Genomic DNA, 21,126 nt, shown 5'->3' on the forward strand with positions numbered 1-21,126 from the left:
TTCCCTCTCACTCACGTGCGCGACTCGTATTTCCCCGCAGAACCTACCTAATGGTATTCGCGCTGAGGTGATGACCTCGGCAGCCGTTTCGGTAAGGATGGGGGGTGCACCCGAACCTTTCGCAACGGGTGGTCCGCACACCAAGCGGGCAGGCCCGGGGATAGCGACGCCGACCAAGCAGTTCAGCCCCCATCACGAGGAGCAGATTTGACCGACCTGATCCACTCTGCAGCTTCCAACGATCCAGTAGCGACCTCCACCGGGGGCGGTGAATCCACCACCAAACCCACCGGTGAACGGGTACGGGTCATCCGCGAAGGAGTGGCGTCGTATCTACCGGATATCGACCCCGAAGAGACCAGTGAATGGCTGGAATCCTTCGACGACATGCTCGACCGGGAAGGCCCGGGTCGCGCCCGCTACCTGATGTTGCGCCTGCTCGAGCGAGCGGGCGAACGCCGTGTCTCGATTCCGGCGCTCACCTCCACCGATTACGTCAACACGATTCCCACCGAGAACGAGCCGTGGTTCCCCGGTGACGAGGAAGTCGAGCGCCGCTTCCGCGCCTGGATCCGGTGGAACGCCGCGATCATGGTGCATCGCGCGCAGCGCCCCGGAATCGGTGTCGGCGGCCATATTTCGACCTACGCGTCCTCGGCGGCGCTCTACGAGGTGGGCTTCAACCACTTCTTCCGCGGCAAGGATCACCCCGGCGGCGGCGACCACGTCTACATCCAGGGCCACGCCTCGCCCGGCATCTACGCGCGCGGTTTCCTCGAGGGGCGCCTGAGTACGGACCGGCTCGACGGATTCCGTCAGGAGTACAGCCACGGCGGCCTGGGCAAGGGACTGCCGTCCTACCCGCACCCACGGCTGATGCCGGACTTCTGGGAATTCCCGACGGTGTCGATGGGCCTGGGCCCGATGAACGCGATCTACCAGGCCAGGTTCAACCACTACCTCACCGATCGCGGCATCAAGGACACTTCAGACCAGCACGTCTGGGCCTTCCTGGGCGACGGCGAGATGGACGAACCCGAGTCGCGCGGCCTGATCCAGGTGGCCGCCAACGAGGCGCTCGACAACCTCACCTTCGTGATCAACTGCAACCTGCAGCGGCTCGACGGCCCGGTGCGCGGCAACGGCAAGATCATCCAGGAACTGGAGTCGTTCTTCCGTGGCGCCGGCTGGAACGTGATCAAGGTGGTCTGGGGTCGCGAGTGGGACGCGCTGCTCGGCGCCGACCGCGACGGCGCGCTGGTGAACCTGATGAACTCCACCCCCGACGGTGATTACCAGACCTACAAGGCCAATGACGGCGCGTACGTGCGCGACCACTTCTTCGGCCGCGACCCGCGCACCAAAGCGCTGGTGCAGAACATGTCCGACAGCGAGATCTGGAATCTCAAGCGCGGCGGCCACGACTACCGCAAGGTCTACGCGGCGTATTCGGCGGCGATGGCGCACAAGGGCCAGCCGACGGTGATCCTGGCCAAGACGATCAAGGGCTACACCCTCGGCAAGCACTTCGAGGGCCGCAACGCCACCCATCAGATGAAGAAGCTGGCGCTGCAAGATCTCAAGGACTTCCGCGATCTGCAGCGCATCCCGATCAGCGACGCCGAGCTGGAGAAGGATCCGTACCTGCCGCCGTACTACCACCCCGGCATGGACGATCCGGCCATCGAGTACATGCTGGCCCGGCGCAAGTCGCTCGGCGGTTTCGTGCCGGAGCGTCGCTCGTCCGCCAAGGCGCTGAAGCTGCCGGGCGACGAGGCCTATCGCTCGGTGCGCAAGGGTTCGGGCAAGCAGAAGGTCGCCACGACGATGGCGCTGGTGCGCCTGGTCAAGGAACTGTTGCGCGACAAGGAGATCGGCAAGCGGATCGTGCCGATCATTCCCGACGAGGCCCGCACCTTCGGCATGGACTCGTGGTTCCCGACGCTGAAGATCTACAACCGCAACGGCCAGCTCTACACCTCGGTCGACGCGGAACTGATGCTCGCCTACAAGGAGAGCGCGGTCGGCCAGATCCTGCACGAGGGCATCAACGAAGCCGGTTCCACCGCCTCGTTCACCGCGGTCGCCACCTCCTACGCCACCCACGGCGAGCCGATGATCCCGCTCTACATCTTCTATTCGATGTTCGGGTTCCAGCGCACCGGCGACAGCTTCTGGGCCGCGGCCGACCAGCTCGCGCGCGGATTCGTCCTCGGCGCCACCGCGGGCCGCACCACCCTCACCGGTGAGGGTCTGCAGCACAACGACGGGCAGTCGCTGCTGCTGGCGTCGTCGAATCCCGCTGTGGTGACCTATGATCCGGCGTTCTCGTTCGAGATCGCGCACATCGTGCGCGACGGTCTGCGCCGGATGTACGGCGGCGGCGAGGCCCCGGCCAGTCAGCTGCCCGGCACCGAGGTGCCCGCGGTCGGCACGTTCGGCGGGGAGAACATCTTCTACTACATCACCCTGTACAACGAGCCCTATCAGCAGCCGGCCGAGCCCGACGACCTCGACGTCGCGGGTCTGCTCAAAGGTCTGTACCTGTACCAGGGCGGCGGTGAGGGCGAGGTTCGTGCCCAGATCCTCGTGTCCGGCGTGACCGTGCCCGACGGCCTGCGCGCGCAGGAGATCCTGGCCCAGGAGTGGGGTGTGGCCGCGGATGTGTGGTCGGTGACCTCGTTCGGCGAGCTCCGCCGGGAGGCGCTCGACAAGGAGATCGCGGCGCTCAAGCACCCCGACGCGGATTCGGGTTCGCCCTACGTCACCCAGGCGCTCTCGGCCGCGCGGGGACCGGTGGTCGCCGCGACGGACTGGATGCGCGCGGTGCCCGATCAGATCCGGCAGTGGGTGCCCGGCGACTACATCACCCTCGGCACCGACGGGTTCGGCTTCTCCGACACCCGCACGGCCGCGCGCCGGGTGTTCAACGTCGACGCGCAGTCGATCGTGGTGGCGGTGCTCGAGGGTCTCGTCCGGGACGGCACGTTCGACAAGGCCAAGGCGGTGGAAGCGGCCGCGAAATACGGCATCGACAGCGTGGCCGCCGCGCCGAAGCCGAGTGCGGACGCGGCAGAGGAACTCGCGTAGCGGACTATTGGACTGTGGAGCGCAAACCGCCGCGGCCCCGTCGGATCACCGAGGGCACCAGCGAACACGAGGTCTATCTGCCGACGGGGGCTCTGTCCCCGAATCGGCAGACCCGTGATCCGCTGCCCGACACGCTGCTCAAGCGGGTCAAGCAGTTCTCGGGCCGGCTGTCCACCGAGGCGGTGGGGTCGATGCAGGATCGGCTGCCGTTCTTCGCCGATCTGGACGCCGCGCAGCGAGCGGGCGTGCAGATGCTGGTGCAGACGGCGGTCGTGAACTTCCTGGAGTGGTTGCAGGATCCCGATTCCGATATCCGCTTCAGCCTGGACGCGTTCCAGGTGATTCCACAGGATCTGGCGCGGCGGCTCACGCTGCGCCAGACCGTGGACATGGTGCGGGTGGCCATGGACTTCTTCGAGCAGTGGCTGCCCGCGCTGGCGCGCAACGATCGGCAGCTGGTGGCGCTCACCGAGGCGGTGCTGCGGTACGGGCGTGAGCTCGGCTTCGCGGCCGCCTCGGTGTACGCCAGCGCCGCCGAGTCGCGCGGCGCCTGGGATACCCGCCTGGAGGCCCTGGTGGTCGACGCGGTGGTCCGGGGCGACACGGGCCCGGACATGCTTTCCCGGGCCGCCACGTTGAACTGGGACGCCACGGCGCCCGCCACAGTGCTGGTCGGCACACCGCCGCTGGACCAGGGCGTGTCGACGGTCGGTGCGGTGCACACCATCGCGACCAAACACGGCAGGGCCGCGCTGGCGGTGGTGCAGGGTGCGCGGCTGGTGATGGTGGTCAGCGGGCACCTGGGGGAGTCGGGCATGGGCTCGCCGTTCCTCACCGACCTGCTGGCCGAGGTGTTCTCCGACGGTCCGGTGGTGATCGGTCCGACGATGCGTACCCTCGGCGCCGCGCACGCGTCGGCGATCGAGGCGCTGGCGGGAATGGAGGCCGTGGTGGGCTGGCGCGCGGCGCCAAGGCCCGTTCACGCCACGGAGTTGCTCCCGGAACGCGCGTTGCTGGGCGATAGAGCTGCGATAGAGGCGTTGAACGAGTATCTTGTGCTCCCGTTGGCTGCTGCCGGATCTTCGTTATCCGACACACTCGACGCCTACCTGGATTGTGGCGGAGCAGTAGAAACTTGCGCTCGGCAGCTGTACGTCCATCCAAATACCGTTCGGTACCGACTCAAACGAATCGGCGAGGTCACCGGCCGCGATCCCATGAATCCGCGGGACGCCTATGTGCTCCGAATCGCAGCCACAGTGGGCCGTTTGACACGAACGCATAACGAATCGTCTCCTCCTGTCACAGAAACCCCGCCTGTCCCATTGGCTCACGACCCCCTGTAACGGGATTGGGGAATCGGTCGATCCCGACACCCCACCTCGGATTTTGTGGGACCCCTACAAAAGCGATCGGAAAGCTTCATTCGCGCCGACATCTCATGCGGCGGGGGTCACAGTGTTGTCTTAGGGGGTGATCGCGTTGCTCACCCCTGGACAGGGGTCCCAGACACCCGGCATGCTCACGCCGTGGCTCGCACTTCCCGGTGCGACTGATCGCCTCGAGCTCTGGTCGAAGGCCGCAGGCCTAGATCTGGTCCGTCTCGGTACCACCGCGACGGCCGAGGAGATCGTCGACACCGCGGTGACGCAGCCGCTCGTGGTCGCCGCCGCACTCCTCGCGTTCGCCGAAATCACCCCCGGGTCGATTCCGGCGGATACAGTCGTCGCCGGACACTCGGTCGGCGAATTCGCCGCAGCCGCTGTCGCCGGTGTCATCACCGCCGACGAGGCAGTCGCCCTCGCCGCCATCCGCGGCCGGGAGATGGCCAAGGCCTGTGCGCTGGAGCCGACCGGCATGTCCGCAGTGCTCGGTGGCGATGAGGCCACCGTGCTCGCACGGCTCGCCGAACTCGATCTCGTCCCGGCCAACCGCAACGCGGTAGGCCAGATCGTGGCAGCGGGCCGCCTGGAAGCTCTGGCGGAGCTCGCCGCGAACCCGCCGGAGAAGGCACGGGTCCGCGCGTTGCCCGTCGCCGGTGCGTTCCACACCGTCTTCATGGCCCCGGCACAGGAAGCTGTCGCCGATGCCATCGCCCAGATCTCGCCGAGCGACCCGATCCGGACGTTGCTGTCGAACTTCGACGGACAACCGGTCACCTCGGGCGCCGACGCGATCGAAAGACTTGCCGCTCAGGTCACTCGCCCCGTGCGCTGGGACCTGTGCAACGAGACCATTCGCGCCGCGGCCGTCTCGGCCGTGGTCGAGTTGCCGCCGGCGGGCACGCTGGTCGGCATCGCCAAACGGGAACTGAAGGGCACGCCCAATCTGGCCCTGAAGACCCCCGAAGACCTCCCCGCGTTGGCCGAACTGACCACCTCGGGCTAGCTTTCCCCCCGGCGGTCGTGCACAGCGAAGTGCAGGCCGTTCACGAACCCTACAAATAGCAACAAGAAGGGAGCCACCAAAGTGGCCGCTCTGACCCAGGAACAGATCGTCGAAGAACTCGGCAAGATCATCGAAGAGGTTACGGGTATCGAACCCTCCGAGGTGACCCTCGAGAAGTCCTTCGTCGACGACCTGGACATCGACTCGCTGTCCATGGTCGAGATCGCTGTGCAGATGGAAGACAAGTACGGCGTCAAGATCCCCGATGAGGATCTGGCCAGCCTGAAGACCGTCGGCGACTCCGTCGCTTACGTCCAGAAGCTCGAGGCCGAGAACGCCGATGTCGCCGCCGAGCTCAAGGCCAAGTTCGACAGCGCCGGCGAGTAGGGCCGAACTTTGACCACTCCTGCTCCCAGTACTTTGAACGGGAACTTCCCCAACGTCGTCGTCACGTCGATGGCGGCGACCACGTCGATCGCTGGTGATGTCGATGCGACGTGGAAGGGACTCCTCAACGGTGAGAGCGGAATCGACGTTCTCGAGGATTCCTTCATCGAGGAATACGACCTGCCGGTGCGAATCGGCGGTCACCTGAAGGTCAGCCCCGACACCCTGTTGAGCCGGGTCGAGATCCGCCGCATGGCGTATGTCGAGCGCCTGGCGACCGTTCTCGGTCGCGAGGTGTGGAAGAACGCGGGCAGCCCTGAGGTCGACAACGACCGTCTCGGCGTCGCGATCGGCACCGGACTCGGCGGCGGCGACGCCCTGATCGACTCGGTCGACAAGCTGAAGAACGGTGGCTATCGCAAGATTTCGCCGCTGGCTGTTCAGATGGTCATGCCGAACGGTCCGTCGGCGGTCGTCGGTCTCGAGCTGAAGGCCAGGGCGGGAGTGGTCACTCCGGTCTCGGCGTGCTCGTCGGGTTCGGAGGCCATCGCCAACGCGTGGCGGATGATCGTGATGGGTGACGCCGACATCGTCGTCACCGGTGGTGTCGAGGGCTTCATCGACTCGGTGCCGATCGCGGCGTTCTCCATGATGCGTGCGATGAGTACCCGCAACGACGATCCGAAGGGTGCTTCGCGTCCCTTCGACAAGGATCGCGACGGTTTCGTCTTCGGTGAGGCCGGCGCGCTCATGGTCATCGAGACCGAAGAGCACGCCAAGGCGCGCGGTGCCACCATCCACGCTCGTCTGCTGGGTGCCGGTATCACCTCCGACGGGTTCCACCTGGTCGCTCCCGATCCCGAGGGCACCGGTGCGGCCAGGGCGATGACTCGCGCGATGCAGACCGCTGGTCTGACCAAGAGCGACATCACCCACATCAACGCCCACGCGACCGCGACGCCCATCGGTGACTCCGCCGAGGCGAACGCGATCCACAAGGCGATCGGTAAGCACGCTTCGGTGTACGCGCCGAAGTCGGCACTGGGTCACTCGATCGGCGCCGTCGGCGCCCTGGAGTCGATCCTCACGGTGCTCGCGATCCGGGACGGCATTGTTCCGCCGACACTGAACCTGGACAACCAGGATCCGGAGATCGATCTCGATGTGGTGCACGGGGAAGCCCGTCGCCAGGAAATCGAGTACGCGATCAACAATTCCTTCGGTTTCGGTGGGCACAACGTCGCGCTCGCCTTCGGTCGGGCATAAGCCGCCGACTGCATTCCGATCCCCGGTGGGGGTCGTGCCAACTGAATGGTTCGACTCCCACCGGCGGTTCGCCACAGCAGCCGCCGCCGCGGCAATCTTTACGAAGGAGTGAGCGCGATGACCATCATTGCTCCCGCGTTTCAAGACACCACCACCGATCCGCGCGACCCACTGGGTCGGCTCCAGCGCTTCTTCGACCCCGGCACCGTCCTGCCGCTGCATCCGCGTGACCGCTCCGGCGTGCTCGCCGCGATCGGCGAGGTCGACGGGGTCCGCACCGTGGCCTACTGCTCCGACGCGACCGTCATGGGCGGCGCGATGGGTGTGGAGGGCTGCAAGCACATCGTCGACGCGATCGACACCGCGATCGAATCCGGCATTCCCGTCGTCGGGCTGTGGCACTCCGGTGGCGCGCGCCTGGCCGAGGGTGTCGAGGCGCTGCACGCGGTTGGCCTGGTCTTCGAGGCCATGGTTCGCGCGTCCGGTCTCGTTCCCCAGATCTCGGTGGTGCTCGGCTTCGCCGCCGGTGGCGCCGCCTACGGTCCCGCGCTGACCGACGTGGTCATCATGGCGCCCGAGGGCCGCGTGTTCGTCACCGGGCCCGACGTGGTGCGCTCGGTGACCGGCGAGAACGTCGACATGGAGACCCTCGGTGGTCCCACCACACACTTCAAGAAGTCCGGCGTCTGCCACATCGCCGCCGACGACGAGGCCGACGCCATGCACCGCGCGCGCCGGCTGGTGTCGATGTTCGCCGAGCAGGGCGAGTTCGACCTGGTCGCGGCCGAGCACGGCGATGTCGATCTCAAGGCGATGCTGCCGGAGTCGGCCAAGCGCGCCTACGACGTGAAGCCGATCGTGCACGAGCTGCTCGACAACGTCGACGGTGAGTCCTCCTTCGAGGAACTCCAGGGTGGTTACGCCCGCAGCATGGTCACCGGTCTCGGTCGTCTGGGCGGTCGCACCGTCGGCGTCCTGGCCAACAACCCGCTGCGCCTCGGCGGCTGCCTGAACTCCGAAAGTGCCGAGAAGGCTTCACGTTTCGTGCGACTGTGCGACGCGTTCGGCATCCCGCTGGTCGTGGTCACCGATGTTCCCGGCTACCTGCCCGGTGTCGGCCAGGAACTCGAGGGCGTGGTTCGTCGCGGCGCGAAGCTGCTGCACGCCTTCGCCGAAGCCCGCGTTCCCCGCGTCACCCTGGTGACCCGCAAGATCTACGGCGGCGCCTACATCGCGATGAACGCCCGCGCCCTCGGCGCCACCGCCGTCTACGCCTGGCCCGGCTCCGAAGTTGCCGTCATGGGCGCCAAGGCCGCCGTCGGCATCCTGCACAAGAAGGCACTCGCCGCCGCCCCCGAATCCGAGCGCGAAGCCCTCCACGAGCGCCTCACCGCCGAACACGAGCAGCTCGCGGGCGGCGTCGAACGCGCCGTCGCCATCGGCGTCGTCGACGAGGTCATCGACCCCGCCAAAACCCGCAGCATCATCGCCGCGGCCCTCGCGGCGGCTCCGGCCCGCAAGAGCCACCACAAGAACATCCCACTGTGATCTGAACTGACACAACGACTTCGGGCCCCGGGAGATTCTTCCGGGGCCCGAGGTCGTCGTGGGTCAGCCGGCCGCTCGGGACGAACCCCGTCTACCGCGCCGCTGCCGTGCGTGTTCGGGGGATAATGGCGGGGTGCGCTATGAGGAACTCGCAGACGTCCCGTGCTCTATCACGCGGCCGCTGGTGATCTTCGGTGATCGCTGGACCTTGCTGATCCTGAAGTACAGCTTCGCCGGGGTGCGGCGTTTCAACGCGTTCCAGAGCGCGCTGGGGATTTCGCGGAGTCGGCTGCGGGATCGGCTCGATCGGCTGGTCGAACACGAGATTCTGGTGAAGCGGCCGGTTGATGACGGTGTCTACGAGGAGTATCGCCTCACCGAGAAGGGGCACGCGATCTACCCCATTCTGATGGCGATCCGCGATTGGGGCGATGCCTACATGGCGCCGGATGGGCCGCCGGTGGAATACCGGCATCGTGGTTGCGCGGGGGAGGCGCACGCGCATCTGACGTGCGACGAGTGCGCGGCGGAGATCACCGCGCGCGACGTCGAACCGCAAGCCGGTCCCGGAATGTCCTCGGCCGGGCACCCTGCCTGACGCGGCGCGGTGATCCGCCCGGTCAGGACGTGTGCCAGGTGACCTGGTCGTCGAGGGGGGCGCGGGCGGTGCGGAAGGCGTTGATCGGGTGGGTGGTGTCGGGGTGGCCGAAGGAGACGCCGAAGACGACCTTGCGGTTGTCGGGGATGGCGAAGTAGTCGCGGATGAAGGGGGCGTAGGAGGCCAGGGCGGCTTGGGGAGCGGCGCCGAGGCCGAGAGCTTGGGCGCCGAGGAGGAAGTTCTCGAGCCAGAGGCCGCAGTCGACGGCGCCGTAGATGCCCAGGTCGGCTTCGGAGGTGACGATGGCGACGTGCGGGGCGTCGAAGAATTCGAAGTTGCGCACCATCTGGCGCATGGTCTTCTCGTGGTCGCCCTTGACGATGCCGACGCTGTCGTAGAGCTGGAACCCGCAGGCACGGCGACGGTCCCGGTAGACGCCTTCGTAGGCGGCGGGGAATTCGAAATCAGGTGTGTTGCCTGCGGTTCGGATGTGGTCGAGGAGTTCCTTGCGGAACCGCTCGGTGCCTTCGCCCGCGGTGACCACGATCTGCCAGGGCTGGGTATTGCACCACGACGGCGTGCGCTGGGCGAGGGTCAGCAGCTGTTCGATGGTCGCGCGGTCGACCTGCTCGGAGGTGAACTGACGGCAGCTCCAGCGTTCGTCGGCCAGCCGCTGGAGAGTGGCGAAATCGCTGCTGTCGTGCTCGGTCTGCGCCATCGCGCGGCTCCCTACGGTACGGAGAACTGGTCTCATTTTGAGACTAATTTAGCAGTTCGGTCACCGCGGCGGAACCCGCCGGCACCACGAACTCGGGTGCCGGCGGAAGCCGGAATCAGTCGCGTCGACGAGCGACGACCAGGATCGCGATACCGACGCCGACGACCAGCGCCACGCCCGCCCCGATCAGGGCGTACAGGGCCCACGGCCGTGCGACCGTCGCTGGACCGCTCACGGCGACAGTCTGTTCGGCTTCCGGCTGAGCACTGACGCCGACATAGGTCGGCCCTGCTTCGGCCGCGCCCGACACGGCGACGTCGAGCTGTATCGGCGTCGGCGGCATCGCGTCCGCGCCCATCGGGATGCCGAGTTTGACGGCGATGTAGTGCCAGCCGGCCACCGCCTGCCGTTGGACCTGCGAGTCTGACTGATCCCGGTTGGCATACCGGACCGGCACCGACGCCAGTGCGAGCTCAGCGCTCGACCTGCCCGTGTAAACGGTGGTGTCGGAGTCGATGTCGCGACCGAGCGGCGAATACAGGGTGGTCTCCACATTCGACGCGGCGGTGCTGTTCGCGCCGCCGGTCTCGGCGAACCGCACGCGGTAGGCCAGTCCCTGCCCCCAATCGAGCCGCACGCGGTAGAAGACGTACTCACCGGACTGGAGGGTGTCGGTGAAGTTGCCGCCGCCGGGCAGCGTGGAGGCGGTCGTGAACGAGCCGCCACCGCTGATCGGTTGGGCGGGCCCGGCCGGATCGGTGAAGGTCACCGGGGTGCTCACCGCGGCCGGCCCGGGATCGGTGACTCCGGGTTCGATGCCGACGAGGATTTCCATCGGCAGTCGCGCGGGCGAGCCCTTGGCCACCAGATCCCAGTTCAGCTCGAAGTAGTAGCGGCCGCCGCCCTTACACTTGGCGGAATCAGCGCTGGTGGGTTCCTCGGCCGCCCCCTCGAAGGTCTTGGCGACGGTGAGTGCGACACCGTCGCTGGCCCTGGTCTCGAGTTCACGCTCGCGAATACCGCAGTCGACGCCGTCGCGGCCGAAGACCCGCAGTTCCAGCGCGTTCATGTCCTCGGTCGTGGAGACGCCCTTCGCCCGGGGGAACGAGACGATCCCGGTGAAGTGGGCGGTCGCGCCCGCGGGCACGTCGACCGCGTAGAGGCGCTTCTGCTGCTGACCGATGGTGTCGAGGTACTGGCCGGGTTTCGCGACCGGCGCGGTCCGGTATTCGTCGGTGCCGGTGATGGGTGTGCCGGTGGCCTGGTAGTTGCGCAGCGCGGCCGAACTCACCCGCGGCAGAATGCGTTCCAGCGCGGCACCGTCGGCGGCATCGCTGTAGGTGCCGCCGGTGGCCTGGGCCGTGCACGTGAGCTGGGCGCGCGCCTTGTCGTCGACGGCGAACCCGATCGAATGCACGATCAGGTCCAGACCCTGCGCCTTCAACTCCTCGGCGACCTCGCACGGGTCCGGCGGTGAACAGGTGTCGTCACCGTCGGAGACGAGCACGATCGAACGCGGTCCGGAATCGGGCAGCGCGTCGGCGGCCTGGCGCAGCGCGGTGCCCATCGGGGTCCAGCCGCGCGCGTGGATACCGTCGACAGCGGTGGTGAGGGCGGGCTTGTCGATGGTGGTCGGTTGCCGCAGCACCTGGACGTCGCGGCACCCTGCTGCCTTGTCCGCCTCGGCATTGCTGGTGCCGGTGCCGTAGGTGGTGAGTCCGACCGAGGACTCGGCGGGCGCCGAGGCGACGAACGCGCGCACGGCCCGCTTCGCCGAATCCATCATGGTGCCACCCTGATCGGGGCGCTCCATCGAGCCCGAGGCATCGAGGATGAGCATGGTCGGTGCGTACCGGCCGGGGTCGGCCTGCGCGAGGACCGGGGGTAACGCGGGCAGCACGGTGAGAGCTACGGCGGTGAGTGCGGCGGTCAGCGTGCTGAGTCTCGGCATCGTCCTCGGCTTCGGTGCAGCGGGGTGAAACCGGACAGACGTTACCTATCGCCCACTGCTCGCTCCACCCCTGATCAAGTGGCGCAAACCACTGTTTGAAACACTCGATCGGGTTTGCGCAGGTGAGGTCGTCGCGCTGCGTCCCGGCTCGCGCCTGCGGCGCATCGGGGCGGTTCCGGGGCACAATCGAACGCATGGCTTTGCAGGCCCGCGACGCACAGGAGCGTAAACGGCACGGCAGGCACTACACGCCACCGGAGCTCGCGCGGTTCCTGGTGCGACGAGCGCTGCGGTACACCCCACGCGCCGGCGTGCTGCGCGTGCTCGACCCGGCGTGCGGGGACGGCGAGCTGTTGCTGGCCGTACGTCGGGAAGTCGCCTCGACCGCACCGGATATGGCGGTACGCCTGACGGGATATGACCTGGATCGACACGCGGTCGCCGAAACCGCCGACCGGGCCACCGCGCTCGGCATCGAAATAGAGTGCCGCGGCGGCGATTTCCTGGCAGCAGCGGCCCAGCTGGCCGACGGCTCGTTCGATTTGATCATCAGCAATCCGCCGTATGTCCGCACCCAGCAGTTGGGCGGCGCGACCGCGCAACTGCTGAGCAAACAGTTCGGCCTGCGCGGGCGGATCGACCTCACCCATCCCTTCGTCGCCATCGCGCCGCGGCTGCTGACTGCCGGGGGAGTGCTCGGATTGCTCTGTGCCAACCGCTTTCTCACCACGCGGGCCGGATCGAACCTGCGCCGAATTCTCACCGATGAACTGACACCGGTGGAGCTCTACGACCTCGGTGACACCAAACTCTTCGCCGCCGCGGTGCTGCCCGCGATCACCGTCGCCCTGCGTGCCACCGGACCACCCGACTGCCGCTATGTCTCGGTCTATGAGGAATCGGGGGTCGAACCCGACTGCACCACCGCGCTTTTCGACGCGCTGGCGGGCGAGGATGCCTGCCGCGTCGGCGCTGGGGGGCGGGTGTTCGCGGTGGAGGTCGGGGTGCTGGCGACAGGCGACGCGGTGGCCCGTGCGCCCGTGACAGAGGTGCGGCCGGCGAAGTCGTTGGCCCCACCGGCGGTGAACGCGGAGTCGGCGGGGCTGGTCGCCCCGCGAGGCGGTATCCGCTCCGGCCGTCACGGTGACACCGCGTGGCGCATGTCGCGCCCCGCTGTCGATGACTGGCTCGGCCGGATCGCCGACCGCACCTGGCGCTCGTTCGGGGAGGCCGCGCGGATCCGGGTGGGGATCAAGACGACAGCCGATCGGGTGTTCATCTCGGACCGCTGGGATCAGATGGACCCTACGCCGGAACCGGAACTGCTGCGGGAGTTGATCACTCACCACGATCTGCAACCCTGGCGGGTCGCGATGGCACGCGGCACGAAGGTGCTCTATCCCTACGATCTGCTGCAGCCCCGCCGCACCCCGATCGACCTTTCCGAATTCCCCTGTGCGGCAGCGTATTTACAGTCACACGAACAAGCTCTGTCGGGCAGACGTTACGTGCTCGACGGTGGCCGGAAGTGGTTCGAGATCTGGGTTCCCCAGCGCCCACACCTCTGGGGCGCAGCGAAATTGGTGTTTCCCGACATCAGTGAACGTCCGCGATTCGCCCTCGACCGATCGGGTGCGGTGGTCAACGGTGACTGTTACTGGATCTCGCTCACCGATCTCGGTACGGGCCGCGCGGCCATCGATCTGGCGTATCTGCTGATGGGCGTGGCGAACTCGGCACTGGGACTGCGGTTCTACGACGCCGTCTGCGGCAACCGGCTGTACTCGGGCCGGCGCCGCTGGATCACCCAGTACGTGGCGCGACTGCCGGTGCCCGATCCTGGCTGCCCGGCGGCGGGTGAGGTCGTGCGAAGGGTGCGCGCGCTGCTGGAAGACGGTGTACCGGTGGCTGATTCGGGCATCGACGAGGTGGTGGCGGCGGCCTTCGGCGTGTCAGCGGATGTCGCGGAGGCCGACCATCGGTAGCAGTGTGCGCCGCGCGAACTCCCGCCCGGCTTCCGCGTCGTCGAGCGGAATGAGTCCGTCGGGGGTCAGTGCCAGCGACAGGGCGAGCCGCGCCATGATCTCGGCGACCAGATCGGGATCGAATTCGGGCACCGGCGCACTGACCTGGAGCTCGCGCAGCTTCTCGGCCAGATACGCGCGCCCGACGGCGAGGATCGGCCCGGCGTCGGTGGTGAGCCGGGGCAGGATGATCTCCGGCTCGGTGCTGAGCAACCGGCGCAGCAGCTCATTGCCTGCGATGGTGGTGACGAAGGCGACGAAGATCTCGACGAGCTGCTCGCCGGGTTCGGTGACCGCGCGTACTCGCTCATCGATCTCGGTCACATAGCGCTGCGCCTCGCGCACGCCGACCGCTTCGACCAGCTCGTTCTTGGATTCGTACCGCCGATAGAGGGTGGCCGGGCTGATGCCGGCCCGCCGCGCGATCTCGCCCATGCTCGTGCGCTTGATCCCGAAGTCCAGAAATGCCGACAGCGCGCTGTCGAGCAGCTTCTCCCCGTCGGTGACGGGCTTTTCGAGTATCCGCGCGAGGATCGACGTAACGGTAGGCATTACCCCATTATCCCCGCGGCGGCAGATCCAAGGCGGCCATCTCCTGCTCGATCGCATTGGCCGCGAAATGTACTCCGCGAGAACGGAGTTCGTGAACACGGGATTGGAGTGCCTCGACCCCGCCGGGCTGGGCCGCGATATCGGCCACGCTGAGCCGTCCCGCCGCTCGGCGCACACCGGAATGCACGTAAGCCACCGTGATACCTCCTGCCTCGCGTATCCGGTGCCGACCGCCACTCTTATGATCGGACGCAATACGCAGGAGAAATGCTATCAGGGTTCCCTACTGGTCACTTGCTCAGTGTGACGGGTCACAACACCTCGGCGTCGCGATGGTTGGTCAGATTGTGCAGATACACCGCCGCGTTGAGCTTGATGCCGTCCTGCTGGGCCGGGGTGAGTTCGCGGCGCACCTTGCCCGGCACGCCCGCCACGAGTGAGCCGGGCGGAATCTGCGCGCCCTCAGGGATCAGGGCATTGGCCGCGATCAGGCTGCCCGCGCCGATCACCGCGCCGTTGAGCACGGTCGCGCCCATGCCGACGAGAACATCGTCGCCGATGGTGCAGCCGTGCAGAATTGCGTTGTGTCCCACCGAGACCCCGGTGCCGACGGTGAGGGCGAAACCGGGGTCGGCATGCAGCACGCAGCCGTCCTGGATATTGGTGCGCGCGCCAATGCTGATCTGTTCGAGGTCGCCGCGCAGCACCGCCGAGTACCAGACGCCGACCTCGGCGCCCAGGCGGACCCGCCCGATCACGGTCGCGTTCGGCGCGATCCAGGCAGTGTCGTCGATCTCGGGAGTGAACCCGCTCACCTTGATGATCATGAACGTCATTATTGCGCCGCACCGCGGAACTGCGCGCGGTGGGCCGCCGGAGACGTGCCGAGCACGCGGTGGAAGTGGTGGCGCAGGCTCACCGTGCTGCCGAAGCCGGTATCGCGGGCGACCCGGTCGACGGTGTCGTCGGTCGATTCCAGCAGCAGCCGGGCATGGTCGATGCGCTGCTGCAGGAGCCACTGCTGGGGACTGGTGCCGGTGCGATCGCGGAAGCGGCGGGTGAAGGTGCGCCGCGACATCAGCGCCTCGCGGGACCAATGGTCGAGGTCGACGGCGGTGTCGAGGCGGGCGCGAGCCCAGGCCATCGCGCATTCGATCGGGTCGTCGGGGTCGTCGTCGGGCACCGCGATCGGGATGTACTGCGCCTGCGAGCCGTGGCGGTGCGGTGCGGTGACCAGCGATCGCGCCAGCTCGGTGGCAGCGCGGACGCCGAGATCGGTGCGGACGATGTGCAGGCAGCAGTCCAGTGCGGCGGCGACGCCCGCGGAGGTGATCACGTCGCCCAGGTCGCTCCACAGGGTGTCGGCGCGTACGTGGACGTCGGGGTAGGCCAGAGCCAGTGCGTCGGCGGCGGCCCAGTGGGTGGTGACCTCGCGGCCGTCGGCGAGTCCGGTCGCCGCGATCGCCCAGGAGCCGAGGCACAGGCCGACGAGCCGCGCGCCCCTGGCGTGGGCGATGTGGACCGCCTCGTTCAGCGCGGGCGAAATCCCTTGGTCGCGGACCCATCCGGGAAAGACCACCAGGTCGGCGGTGCTCACGGTATCGAGACCGTGTCGGACGGTGATGTCGAAACCGGCCGCGGTGGACAGTGTTCCAGGTTCCTCGGCGCAGACCCGCACGTCATAGGGCGACGTGTCGTCGACGCCGGTACCGGATCTGCCGAACACCAGGCTCGGCACCGACAGGTGGAACGGGCTGATTCCGTCGAACGCGATCACGGCCACCAAGGTCATGGCCCGATCTTAGCGTTGTACGGCCTGCAGGCCACTGTCGGGCGGTGGCCCGCTCGGCGAAAGTTATCGGCATGACCGAGATGATCACCCGCCCCGCCCTGGCAGCCGCCCTGCATATCGGCGGCCCGACCCTGCGTTTCCGCTACGGCGGACTGACCTGGCTCACCGATCCGACCTTCGACGAGCCCGGCGACTACCCGGGTCCGATCACCCTGCACAAACTCAGCGGTCCGGCCGTACCGGTCGAGGAGATCGGGACGATCGACGTGGTGCTCCTCTCGCACGACCAGCACGCCGACAACCTCGACAACGCCGGCCGTGCGCTTCTCGCCGAGGTCGACACGGTCCTCTCGACACCGGATGCCGCCAGCCGGATCGAGGGTGTGCGTGGCCTGGCGCCGTGGGAGACGGTGACCGTCGGCGCGGTGGAGATCACCGCGGTGCCCGCACTGCACGGGCCGCCGGGATGCGAGCCGTTCAGCGGTGTGGTCACCGGATTCGTGCTGCGCGCGCCGGGTGAGCCCACGGTGTACGTCTCCGGCGACAACGCCTCGGTGGAGTTGGTGGAGCGGATCGTCGAGCGAGTCGGGCGCATCGATGCCGCGGTGCTGAACATCGGCGGGGCCAATGTGGGGCGGTTCGGCGACAGTGATGTCACGTTGAACGCCCGCACCGCCGTCGCGGCCGCCGCGGTGCTCGGCGATGCCGTGATCGTCGCCGTGCACGCGGAGGGGTGGGGTCACTTCAGCGAGTCGCTGGACTATCTCGAGCGCACCTTCGCCTACGCCGAGCGCGCGCACCAGCTGATCGTGCCGGTGCGAGGTGAAATGTTTTCCGTGTGAGCGGCGATTCAACGAATAGTTCTGCTATCTAACATCTTTCGTGCGTCCCCGCACCTGGTCCTGCCAGGTGCGGGGCCTTGGGCTGAGGAGAAGACATGTCGCGGAAGTTACCGAGGGGCAACCTGTTCCGGATCGTGCTCGGTGTGCTGATGGCTTTGGTGGTGTTCGCTGTCGGTGCCTGTTCGTCGGGCGGTGGTGACTCCGGTGATTCGGGATCGACTTCGGTATCGAAGACGTCGGCCACCACGACGCCGTCCGTGACGCCGACGAGTTCGCCTGCGGCATCCACTGTTCCGGGAGGTTCGGGTGGTGGATCGACGCCGGAGTCGTCGTATTACCACTCACCCACGCAGGCCGCGCCGGGGTCGCCCGCGCAAGGGGAGATCCCGCCCGGATACACCTGTGTACCGGGGCCGGAGTGTGGAACGGACTCCTGCGGTCACAACGAATGCGGCATCCCACCCGGGTACAACTGTGTGCCCGGCCCGGAGTGCGGAACAGACTCCTGCGGTCACAACGAGTGTGGTGAAACGGTCCCGCCGGTCACGACGACCCTCGCCCCGACCACCACGCCACCCGCGGTGACCTCGACGCAGACAACAGCACCGCCGACCACCACCACCGTCCCGGCGACAGCCCCGGAAACCACGTCCAGCCCGCCGGTTCCGGCCCCGGCGTAGTCGGCGCGACCGCGACACGCGATCGAGCCGACGGCTGAGCTCCGGCCCAGGTCCTAGGCTTGCCGGATGACGCGAACGGGCGTAGTCGTCGGGGTGCCGACGGAGGTCAAGCCGCAGGAGTTCCGGGTGGCGCTCACTCCGGCCGGCGCCACCGAACTGGTCGCGCACGGGCACGAGGTGCTCGTACAGGCCGGGGCCGGTGTCGGGTCCGGCTTCGCCGACGACGACTACCGCGCCACGGGTGCGTGGATCGTGGCCGACGCCGATCAGGTCTGGGCACAGGCCGATCTGGTGGTGAAGGTGAAAGAGCCTGTCGCGCGGGAATACTCACTGATGCGCCGCGATCAGGTGCTGTTCACCTACTTGCACCTGGCGGCATCGAAGGAGTGCACCGACGCGATCCTGTCCGCGGGAGTCGTCGCCATCGCCTACGAGACGGTGCGCGGGCCCGACGGGTCGCTGCCGTTGCTCGCACCGATGAGCGAGGTGGCGGGCAAGCTCAGCACGCAGGTCGGGGCCTATCACCTGATGGCGCCGATGGGGGGCGGCGGCGTGCTGCTCGGCGGAGTGCCCGGGGTGCGGCCGGCCGATGTGGTGGTGCTCGGCGGCGGCGTCGCGGGGACGAACGCCGCGAGTATCGCGGTCGGGATGGGCGCCGTGGTGAGCGTGCTCGATACGAACCTGGCGCGCCTGCGCGAGCTCGACGCTCGCTTCGCCGGTCGGGTCGGCACCCTCGCCTCGCACGCGCTCGAGATCGAAAAAGCCGTTGTCGCCGCGGATCTGGTGATCGGGTCGGTGCTGGTTCCGGGGGCCAGGGCACCGAAACTCGTGTCCGACGAACTCGTCGCGCGGATGCGGCCCGGCTCGGTGCTCGTCGATATCGCCGTCGATCAGGGCGGTTGCTTCGCCTCGACCCGGCCGACCACCCACGCGAATCCGACCTTCGCCGTGGCGGATTCCCTGTTCTACTGCGTGGCGAACATGCCGGGCGCGGTGCCGCACACCTCGACGGTGGCGCTCACCAACGCCACCCTGCCGTTCGCCACGGTGATCGCCGACAAGGGCTGGCGCGGAGCCTGTGCCGCCGACCCCGGTCTGGCCGCGGGACTCACGGCTGTCGACGGCAAGCTGCTGTCCGCCGAAGTCGCGGCCGCGCACGGATATTCCCTCGGCGCGTAACCGGGGCCGCGTCGCGGCTACCGGCCGCCGCCCAGGTACCAGTCCGGATCGCCGTCGATGGGCAGGTCGCGCAGCTTGTCGGGATTGCGCACCACATTGATGGCGACGACGCGACCGGCGTCGATGACGAACGAGAAGACGCCGACATTGGTGCCGTCGAAGACGACCAGGCCCGGCATGCCGTTGACCAGCACCGCCCGGCCCCAGCCGTTCGCGGCGGTGTACCAGCCGAGCAGCATCTTGGCGATGAGCTCCGCGCCGCGCACCGGCTGACGGATGGCGGGCACCTTGCCGCCGCCGTCGGCGGTGAGGACCACGTTCTCGTCGAGAATGCCGAGCAGCGAACTCAGATCACCCGAGCGCCAGGCCAGCGAGAACGCCGAGACGACCTTCTCCTGTTCGGCGGGCGAAGCGGGAAAACGTGGAGTGCCGTTCTCGACGTGCTTGCGGGCGCGGGAGGCGAGCTGCCGGACCGCGGCAGGCGTACGCCCGACCACCTCGGCGACCTCGGGGCCGGTCATGCCGAACACGTCTTGCAATACGAACGCGGTGCGTTCGGCGGGCGAGAGCGACTCGAGCACGACCAGCAGCGCGGTGGTGACGCGTTCGTCCTGGGAGATGCGGTCGGCCGGATCGTCCCAGGAAGTGACCTCGGGTTCGGGCAGCCACTCGCCGACGTACTGTTCGCGGCGAGCGCGCGCGGACCCGAGCTGGTCCAGGGCGAGGCGGCCGATGACGGTGGTGAGCCAGGCACGCAGGTTGTCGATCTCGTCCGCCTTGCCCGCGTCGAACTGCCGTTGCAGGCGCAGCCACGCGTCCTGCACCACGTCTTCGGCGTCGCTGATGCTGCCGAGTGTGCTGTAGGCGAGACGCCGCAGGTAGGGGCGGTGTTCCTCGAAGCGGCGGGCCAGTTCGGCCTGATCGAGAGGCTGCGGTGCGGTCATGGTGTGCGCCCGTTCGGTTGATCTTGCTCGGTCCCGGCGAGTCTAGAAGTGCCGTCACAGTGATGACGAAGCAGTGGTCGCGGGTGTGACATTCGGGTCGAGGGCTACCCTCGGCCGGTGCGGAACGGGACATCGACGGCGGTCGGGCTGGTGCTGGGATTTGTGCTCGATCGGGTCTTCGGCGATCCGCAGCGGTGGCATCCGGTCGCCGGGTTCGGTTCGGCGGCAGTGGCATTGGAAGCCGAGACCTATGCCGACGATCGACGTGCCGGGGTGGTGCACGAGGTGATCGCGGTCGGCTCGGTGGTCGGGATCGGTGTGCTGGCTTCCCGGAGCAGGGGCGCTGGTGCTGTGCTGCTGACCGCGGTGGCTACGTGGACCGCGTTGGGCGGTCGCAGCCTCGTTCGTGCCGGACACGCTATGGCCGATCGTCTCGACGCCGGCGATCTGGCCGGTGCCCGTGACCTGTTGCCTTCGCTGTGTGGGCGGGACCCGTCGGTGCTCGATGTCGACGGGCTTGCGCGCGCCGCGCTCGAATCCATCGCCGAGAACACCTCGGATGCGGCGGTCGCGCCGTTGCTGTGGGGTGCGGTCGCGGGTGTGCCGGGGGTGCTGGGGTATCGCGCGGTCAACACTCTCGACGCGATGGTCGGGTACCGGAACGAGCGGTACGAGCGGTTCGGCTGGGCTGCTGCTCGTACCGACGATGTTGCCAATCTTGTTCCTGCCCGTGTCACCGGGCTGCTCACGGCGGCCCTCGCTCCGGTGGTCGGCGGGAAACCTTCGGGTGCGTTGCGCGCATGGCGGCGTGACGCTGCCGGGCATCCGAGTCCCAATGCGGGGGTTGTCGAGGCGTCTATGGCGGGAGCCCTCGGTATCGGGTTGGGTGGACGTACGCAGTATCGGCATGGGACCGAACTTCGGCCGACGCTGGGTGACGGGCCGACACCTACTGCCGGGGATCTGCGGCGTGCGGTGCGGATGTCCGGGGCTGTGCAGGTTGGGGCGGTTGTGGTTGCGGGTGTGATCGCCTGGCTGCGGGGCGGGCGGTAGGCGTGCGGGTTGGTAGTGAGCGGGATGACGGGGGATAAGTAGTCCCAGACGGTTTGAGGCTGTGTTTATTGGCGCGCTGGCGCGCGCGTGTCCGCGGCCCGGCCGCGGACCGGC

The 21,126-nt window shown here is 68.0% G+C and carries 19 protein-coding genes; 12 read left to right on the plus strand and 7 right to left on the minus strand.

Annotation, left to right across the window (positions count from 1 at the left end; genetic code table 11):
• Nucleotides 1-207: 207 nt before the first annotated feature.
• The 7 genes from aceE to ACWF99_RS32920 all read left to right on the plus strand — a co-directional run bounded on the left by aceE (nucleotide 208) and on the right by ACWF99_RS32920 (nucleotide 9,277).
• Nucleotides 208-3,090, plus strand: a complete 2,883-nt coding sequence (aceE, locus tag ACWF99_RS32890) for a pyruvate dehydrogenase (acetyl-transferring), homodimeric type (protein WP_378639091.1) — start codon at nucleotides 208-210, stop codon at nucleotides 3,088-3,090.
• A 44-nt stretch (nucleotides 3,091-3,134) separates the two neighbouring features.
• Nucleotides 3,135-4,436 (plus strand): PucR family transcriptional regulator, encoded by a 1,302-nt coding sequence (locus tag ACWF99_RS32895; RefSeq protein ID WP_378639139.1) that lies wholly within the window; start codon nucleotides 3,135-3,137, stop codon nucleotides 4,434-4,436.
• A 127-nt stretch (nucleotides 4,437-4,563) separates the two neighbouring features.
• Nucleotides 4,564-5,478, plus strand: a complete 915-nt coding sequence (locus ACWF99_RS32900) for an ACP S-malonyltransferase (RefSeq protein ID WP_452538298.1) — start codon at nucleotides 4,564-4,566, stop codon at nucleotides 5,476-5,478.
• An 81-nt stretch (nucleotides 5,479-5,559) separates the two neighbouring features.
• A complete protein-coding gene (gene acpM, locus ACWF99_RS32905) occupies nucleotides 5,560-5,865 on the plus strand; it encodes a meromycolate extension acyl carrier protein AcpM (RefSeq protein ID WP_056821158.1) in 306 nt (101 codons plus the stop codon).
• 9 nt (nucleotides 5,866-5,874) lie between these two features.
• Nucleotides 5,875-7,131 (plus strand): KasA/KasB family beta-ketoacyl-ACP synthase, encoded by a 1,257-nt coding sequence (locus ACWF99_RS32910; RefSeq protein ID WP_266299014.1) that lies wholly within the window; start codon nucleotides 5,875-5,877, stop codon nucleotides 7,129-7,131.
• A 117-nt stretch (nucleotides 7,132-7,248) separates the two neighbouring features.
• Complete coding sequence (locus ACWF99_RS32915; RefSeq protein ID WP_364410755.1) at nucleotides 7,249-8,679, plus strand: acyl-CoA carboxylase subunit beta; 1,431 nt, start codon at nucleotides 7,249-7,251, stop codon at nucleotides 8,677-8,679.
• A 133-nt stretch (nucleotides 8,680-8,812) separates the two neighbouring features.
• Nucleotides 8,813-9,277 carry a winged helix-turn-helix transcriptional regulator gene (locus ACWF99_RS32920; protein ID WP_378639100.1) on the plus strand — a complete coding sequence of 155 codons (465 nt, stop codon included), beginning with the start codon at nucleotides 8,813-8,815 and terminating at the stop codon, nucleotides 9,275-9,277.
• A gap of 22 nt (nucleotides 9,278-9,299) precedes the next feature.
• Here ACWF99_RS32920 and ACWF99_RS32925 read toward each other — a convergent pair whose 3' ends face one another.
• Together ACWF99_RS32925 and ACWF99_RS32930 are read right to left on the minus strand one after the other, a co-directional pair.
• The gene (locus ACWF99_RS32925) at nucleotides 9,300-9,995 is read right to left on the minus strand and encodes a nitroreductase (protein WP_452538299.1); all 696 of its coding nucleotides are present in this window, start codon (nucleotides 9,993-9,995) and stop codon (nucleotides 9,300-9,302) included.
• 115 nt (nucleotides 9,996-10,110) lie between these two features.
• Nucleotides 10,111-11,946: a vWA domain-containing protein gene (locus tag ACWF99_RS32930; protein ID WP_452538300.1), complete on the minus strand. Its 1,836-nt coding sequence runs from the start codon at nucleotides 11,944-11,946 to the stop codon at nucleotides 10,111-10,113.
• A 194-nt stretch (nucleotides 11,947-12,140) separates the two neighbouring features.
• Between ACWF99_RS32930 and ACWF99_RS32935 the strand changes: the two genes are divergently transcribed.
• A complete protein-coding gene (locus ACWF99_RS32935) occupies nucleotides 12,141-13,931 on the plus strand; it encodes an Eco57I restriction-modification methylase domain-containing protein (RefSeq protein WP_452538301.1) in 1,791 nt (596 codons plus the stop codon).
• Here the strand turns inward: ACWF99_RS32935 and ACWF99_RS32940 are convergent.
• The 4 genes from ACWF99_RS32940 to ACWF99_RS32955 all read right to left on the minus strand — a co-directional run bounded on the left by ACWF99_RS32940 (nucleotide 13,899) and on the right by ACWF99_RS32955 (nucleotide 16,314).
• Nucleotides 13,899-14,522 (minus strand): TetR/AcrR family transcriptional regulator, encoded by a 624-nt coding sequence (locus tag ACWF99_RS32940; protein ID WP_378639111.1) that lies wholly within the window; start codon nucleotides 14,520-14,522, stop codon nucleotides 13,899-13,901. The genes ACWF99_RS32935 and ACWF99_RS32940 overlap by 33 nt on opposite strands.
• A gap of 7 nt (nucleotides 14,523-14,529) precedes the next feature.
• The gene (locus tag ACWF99_RS32945; RefSeq protein ID WP_378639113.1) at nucleotides 14,530-14,718 is read right to left on the minus strand and encodes a hypothetical protein; all 189 of its coding nucleotides are present in this window, start codon (nucleotides 14,716-14,718) and stop codon (nucleotides 14,530-14,532) included.
• 115 nt (nucleotides 14,719-14,833) lie between these two features.
• Nucleotides 14,834-15,349: a gamma carbonic anhydrase family protein gene (locus tag ACWF99_RS32950; protein ID WP_101469311.1), complete on the minus strand. Its 516-nt coding sequence runs from the start codon at nucleotides 15,347-15,349 to the stop codon at nucleotides 14,834-14,836.
• Nucleotides 15,350-15,357: 8 nt separating this feature from the next.
• Nucleotides 15,358-16,314, minus strand: coding sequence for a GlxA family transcriptional regulator (locus ACWF99_RS32955; protein WP_452538302.1), 957 nt, complete (start codon nucleotides 16,312-16,314; stop codon nucleotides 15,358-15,360).
• Nucleotides 16,315-16,385: 71 nt separating this feature from the next.
• Here ACWF99_RS32955 and ACWF99_RS32960 point away from each other — a divergent pair, with 71 nt between their 5' ends.
• The 3 genes from ACWF99_RS32960 (at nucleotide 16,386) to ald (ending at nucleotide 19,015) form a co-directional block, all read left to right on the plus strand.
• Nucleotides 16,386-17,156, plus strand: coding sequence for an MBL fold metallo-hydrolase (locus ACWF99_RS32960; protein ID WP_452538303.1), 771 nt, complete (start codon nucleotides 16,386-16,388; stop codon nucleotides 17,154-17,156).
• 95 nt (nucleotides 17,157-17,251) lie between these two features.
• Complete coding sequence (locus tag ACWF99_RS32965; RefSeq protein ID WP_378639122.1) at nucleotides 17,252-17,836, plus strand: hypothetical protein; 585 nt, start codon at nucleotides 17,252-17,254, stop codon at nucleotides 17,834-17,836.
• Nucleotides 17,837-17,902: 66 nt separating this feature from the next.
• Nucleotides 17,903-19,015, plus strand: coding sequence for an alanine dehydrogenase (gene ald / locus ACWF99_RS32970; RefSeq protein WP_378639123.1), 1,113 nt, complete (start codon nucleotides 17,903-17,905; stop codon nucleotides 19,013-19,015).
• 17 nt (nucleotides 19,016-19,032) lie between these two features.
• Here the strand turns inward: ald and sigJ are convergent, their stop codons facing one another.
• Complete coding sequence (sigJ, locus tag ACWF99_RS32975) at nucleotides 19,033-19,959, minus strand: RNA polymerase sigma factor SigJ (RefSeq protein ID WP_378639125.1); 927 nt, start codon at nucleotides 19,957-19,959, stop codon at nucleotides 19,033-19,035.
• 117 nt (nucleotides 19,960-20,076) lie between these two features.
• Between sigJ and ACWF99_RS32980 the strand changes: the two genes are divergently transcribed.
• Nucleotides 20,077-21,012 (plus strand): cobalamin biosynthesis protein, encoded by a 936-nt coding sequence (locus ACWF99_RS32980; protein ID WP_452538304.1) that lies wholly within the window; start codon nucleotides 20,077-20,079, stop codon nucleotides 21,010-21,012.
• Nucleotides 21,013-21,126: the final 114 nt, after the last annotated feature.

It is taken from the genome of Nocardia sp. NPDC055002, from assembly GCF_053608825.1.

What these genes read in the sequence shown, in the direction of transcription:
- ACWF99_RS32915 (WP_364410755.1), top strand. Translation starts at nt 7,249, where the DNA reads ATGACCATCATTGCTCCCGCGTTTCAAGACACCACCACCGATCCGCGC.
- ACWF99_RS32930 (WP_452538300.1), bottom strand. Translation starts at nt 11,946, where the DNA reads ATGCCGAGACTCAGCACGCTGACCGCCGCACTCACCGCCGTAGCTCTC.
- ACWF99_RS32960 (WP_452538303.1), top strand. Translation starts at nt 16,386, where the DNA reads ATGACCGAGATGATCACCCGCCCCGCCCTGGCAGCCGCCCTGCATATC.
- ACWF99_RS32925 (WP_452538299.1), bottom strand. Translation starts at nt 9,995, where the DNA reads ATGGCGCAGACCGAGCACGACAGCAGCGATTTCGCCACTCTCCAGCGG.
- ACWF99_RS32965 (WP_378639122.1), top strand. Translation starts at nt 17,252, where the DNA reads ATGTCGCGGAAGTTACCGAGGGGCAACCTGTTCCGGATCGTGCTCGGT.
- ACWF99_RS32950 (WP_101469311.1), bottom strand. Translation starts at nt 15,349, where the DNA reads ATGATCATCAAGGTGAGCGGGTTCACTCCCGAGATCGACGACACTGCC.
- sigJ (WP_378639125.1), bottom strand. Translation starts at nt 19,959, where the DNA reads ATGACCGCACCGCAGCCTCTCGATCAGGCCGAACTGGCCCGCCGCTTC.
- ACWF99_RS32935 (WP_452538301.1), top strand. Translation starts at nt 12,141, where the DNA reads ATGGCTTTGCAGGCCCGCGACGCACAGGAGCGTAAACGGCACGGCAGG.
- ACWF99_RS32940 (WP_378639111.1), bottom strand. Translation starts at nt 14,522, where the DNA reads ATGCCTACCGTTACGTCGATCCTCGCGCGGATACTCGAAAAGCCCGTC.
- ald (WP_378639123.1), top strand. Translation starts at nt 17,903, where the DNA reads ATGACGCGAACGGGCGTAGTCGTCGGGGTGCCGACGGAGGTCAAGCCG.
- ACWF99_RS32955 (WP_452538302.1), bottom strand. Translation starts at nt 16,314, where the DNA reads ATGACCTTGGTGGCCGTGATCGCGTTCGACGGAATCAGCCCGTTCCAC.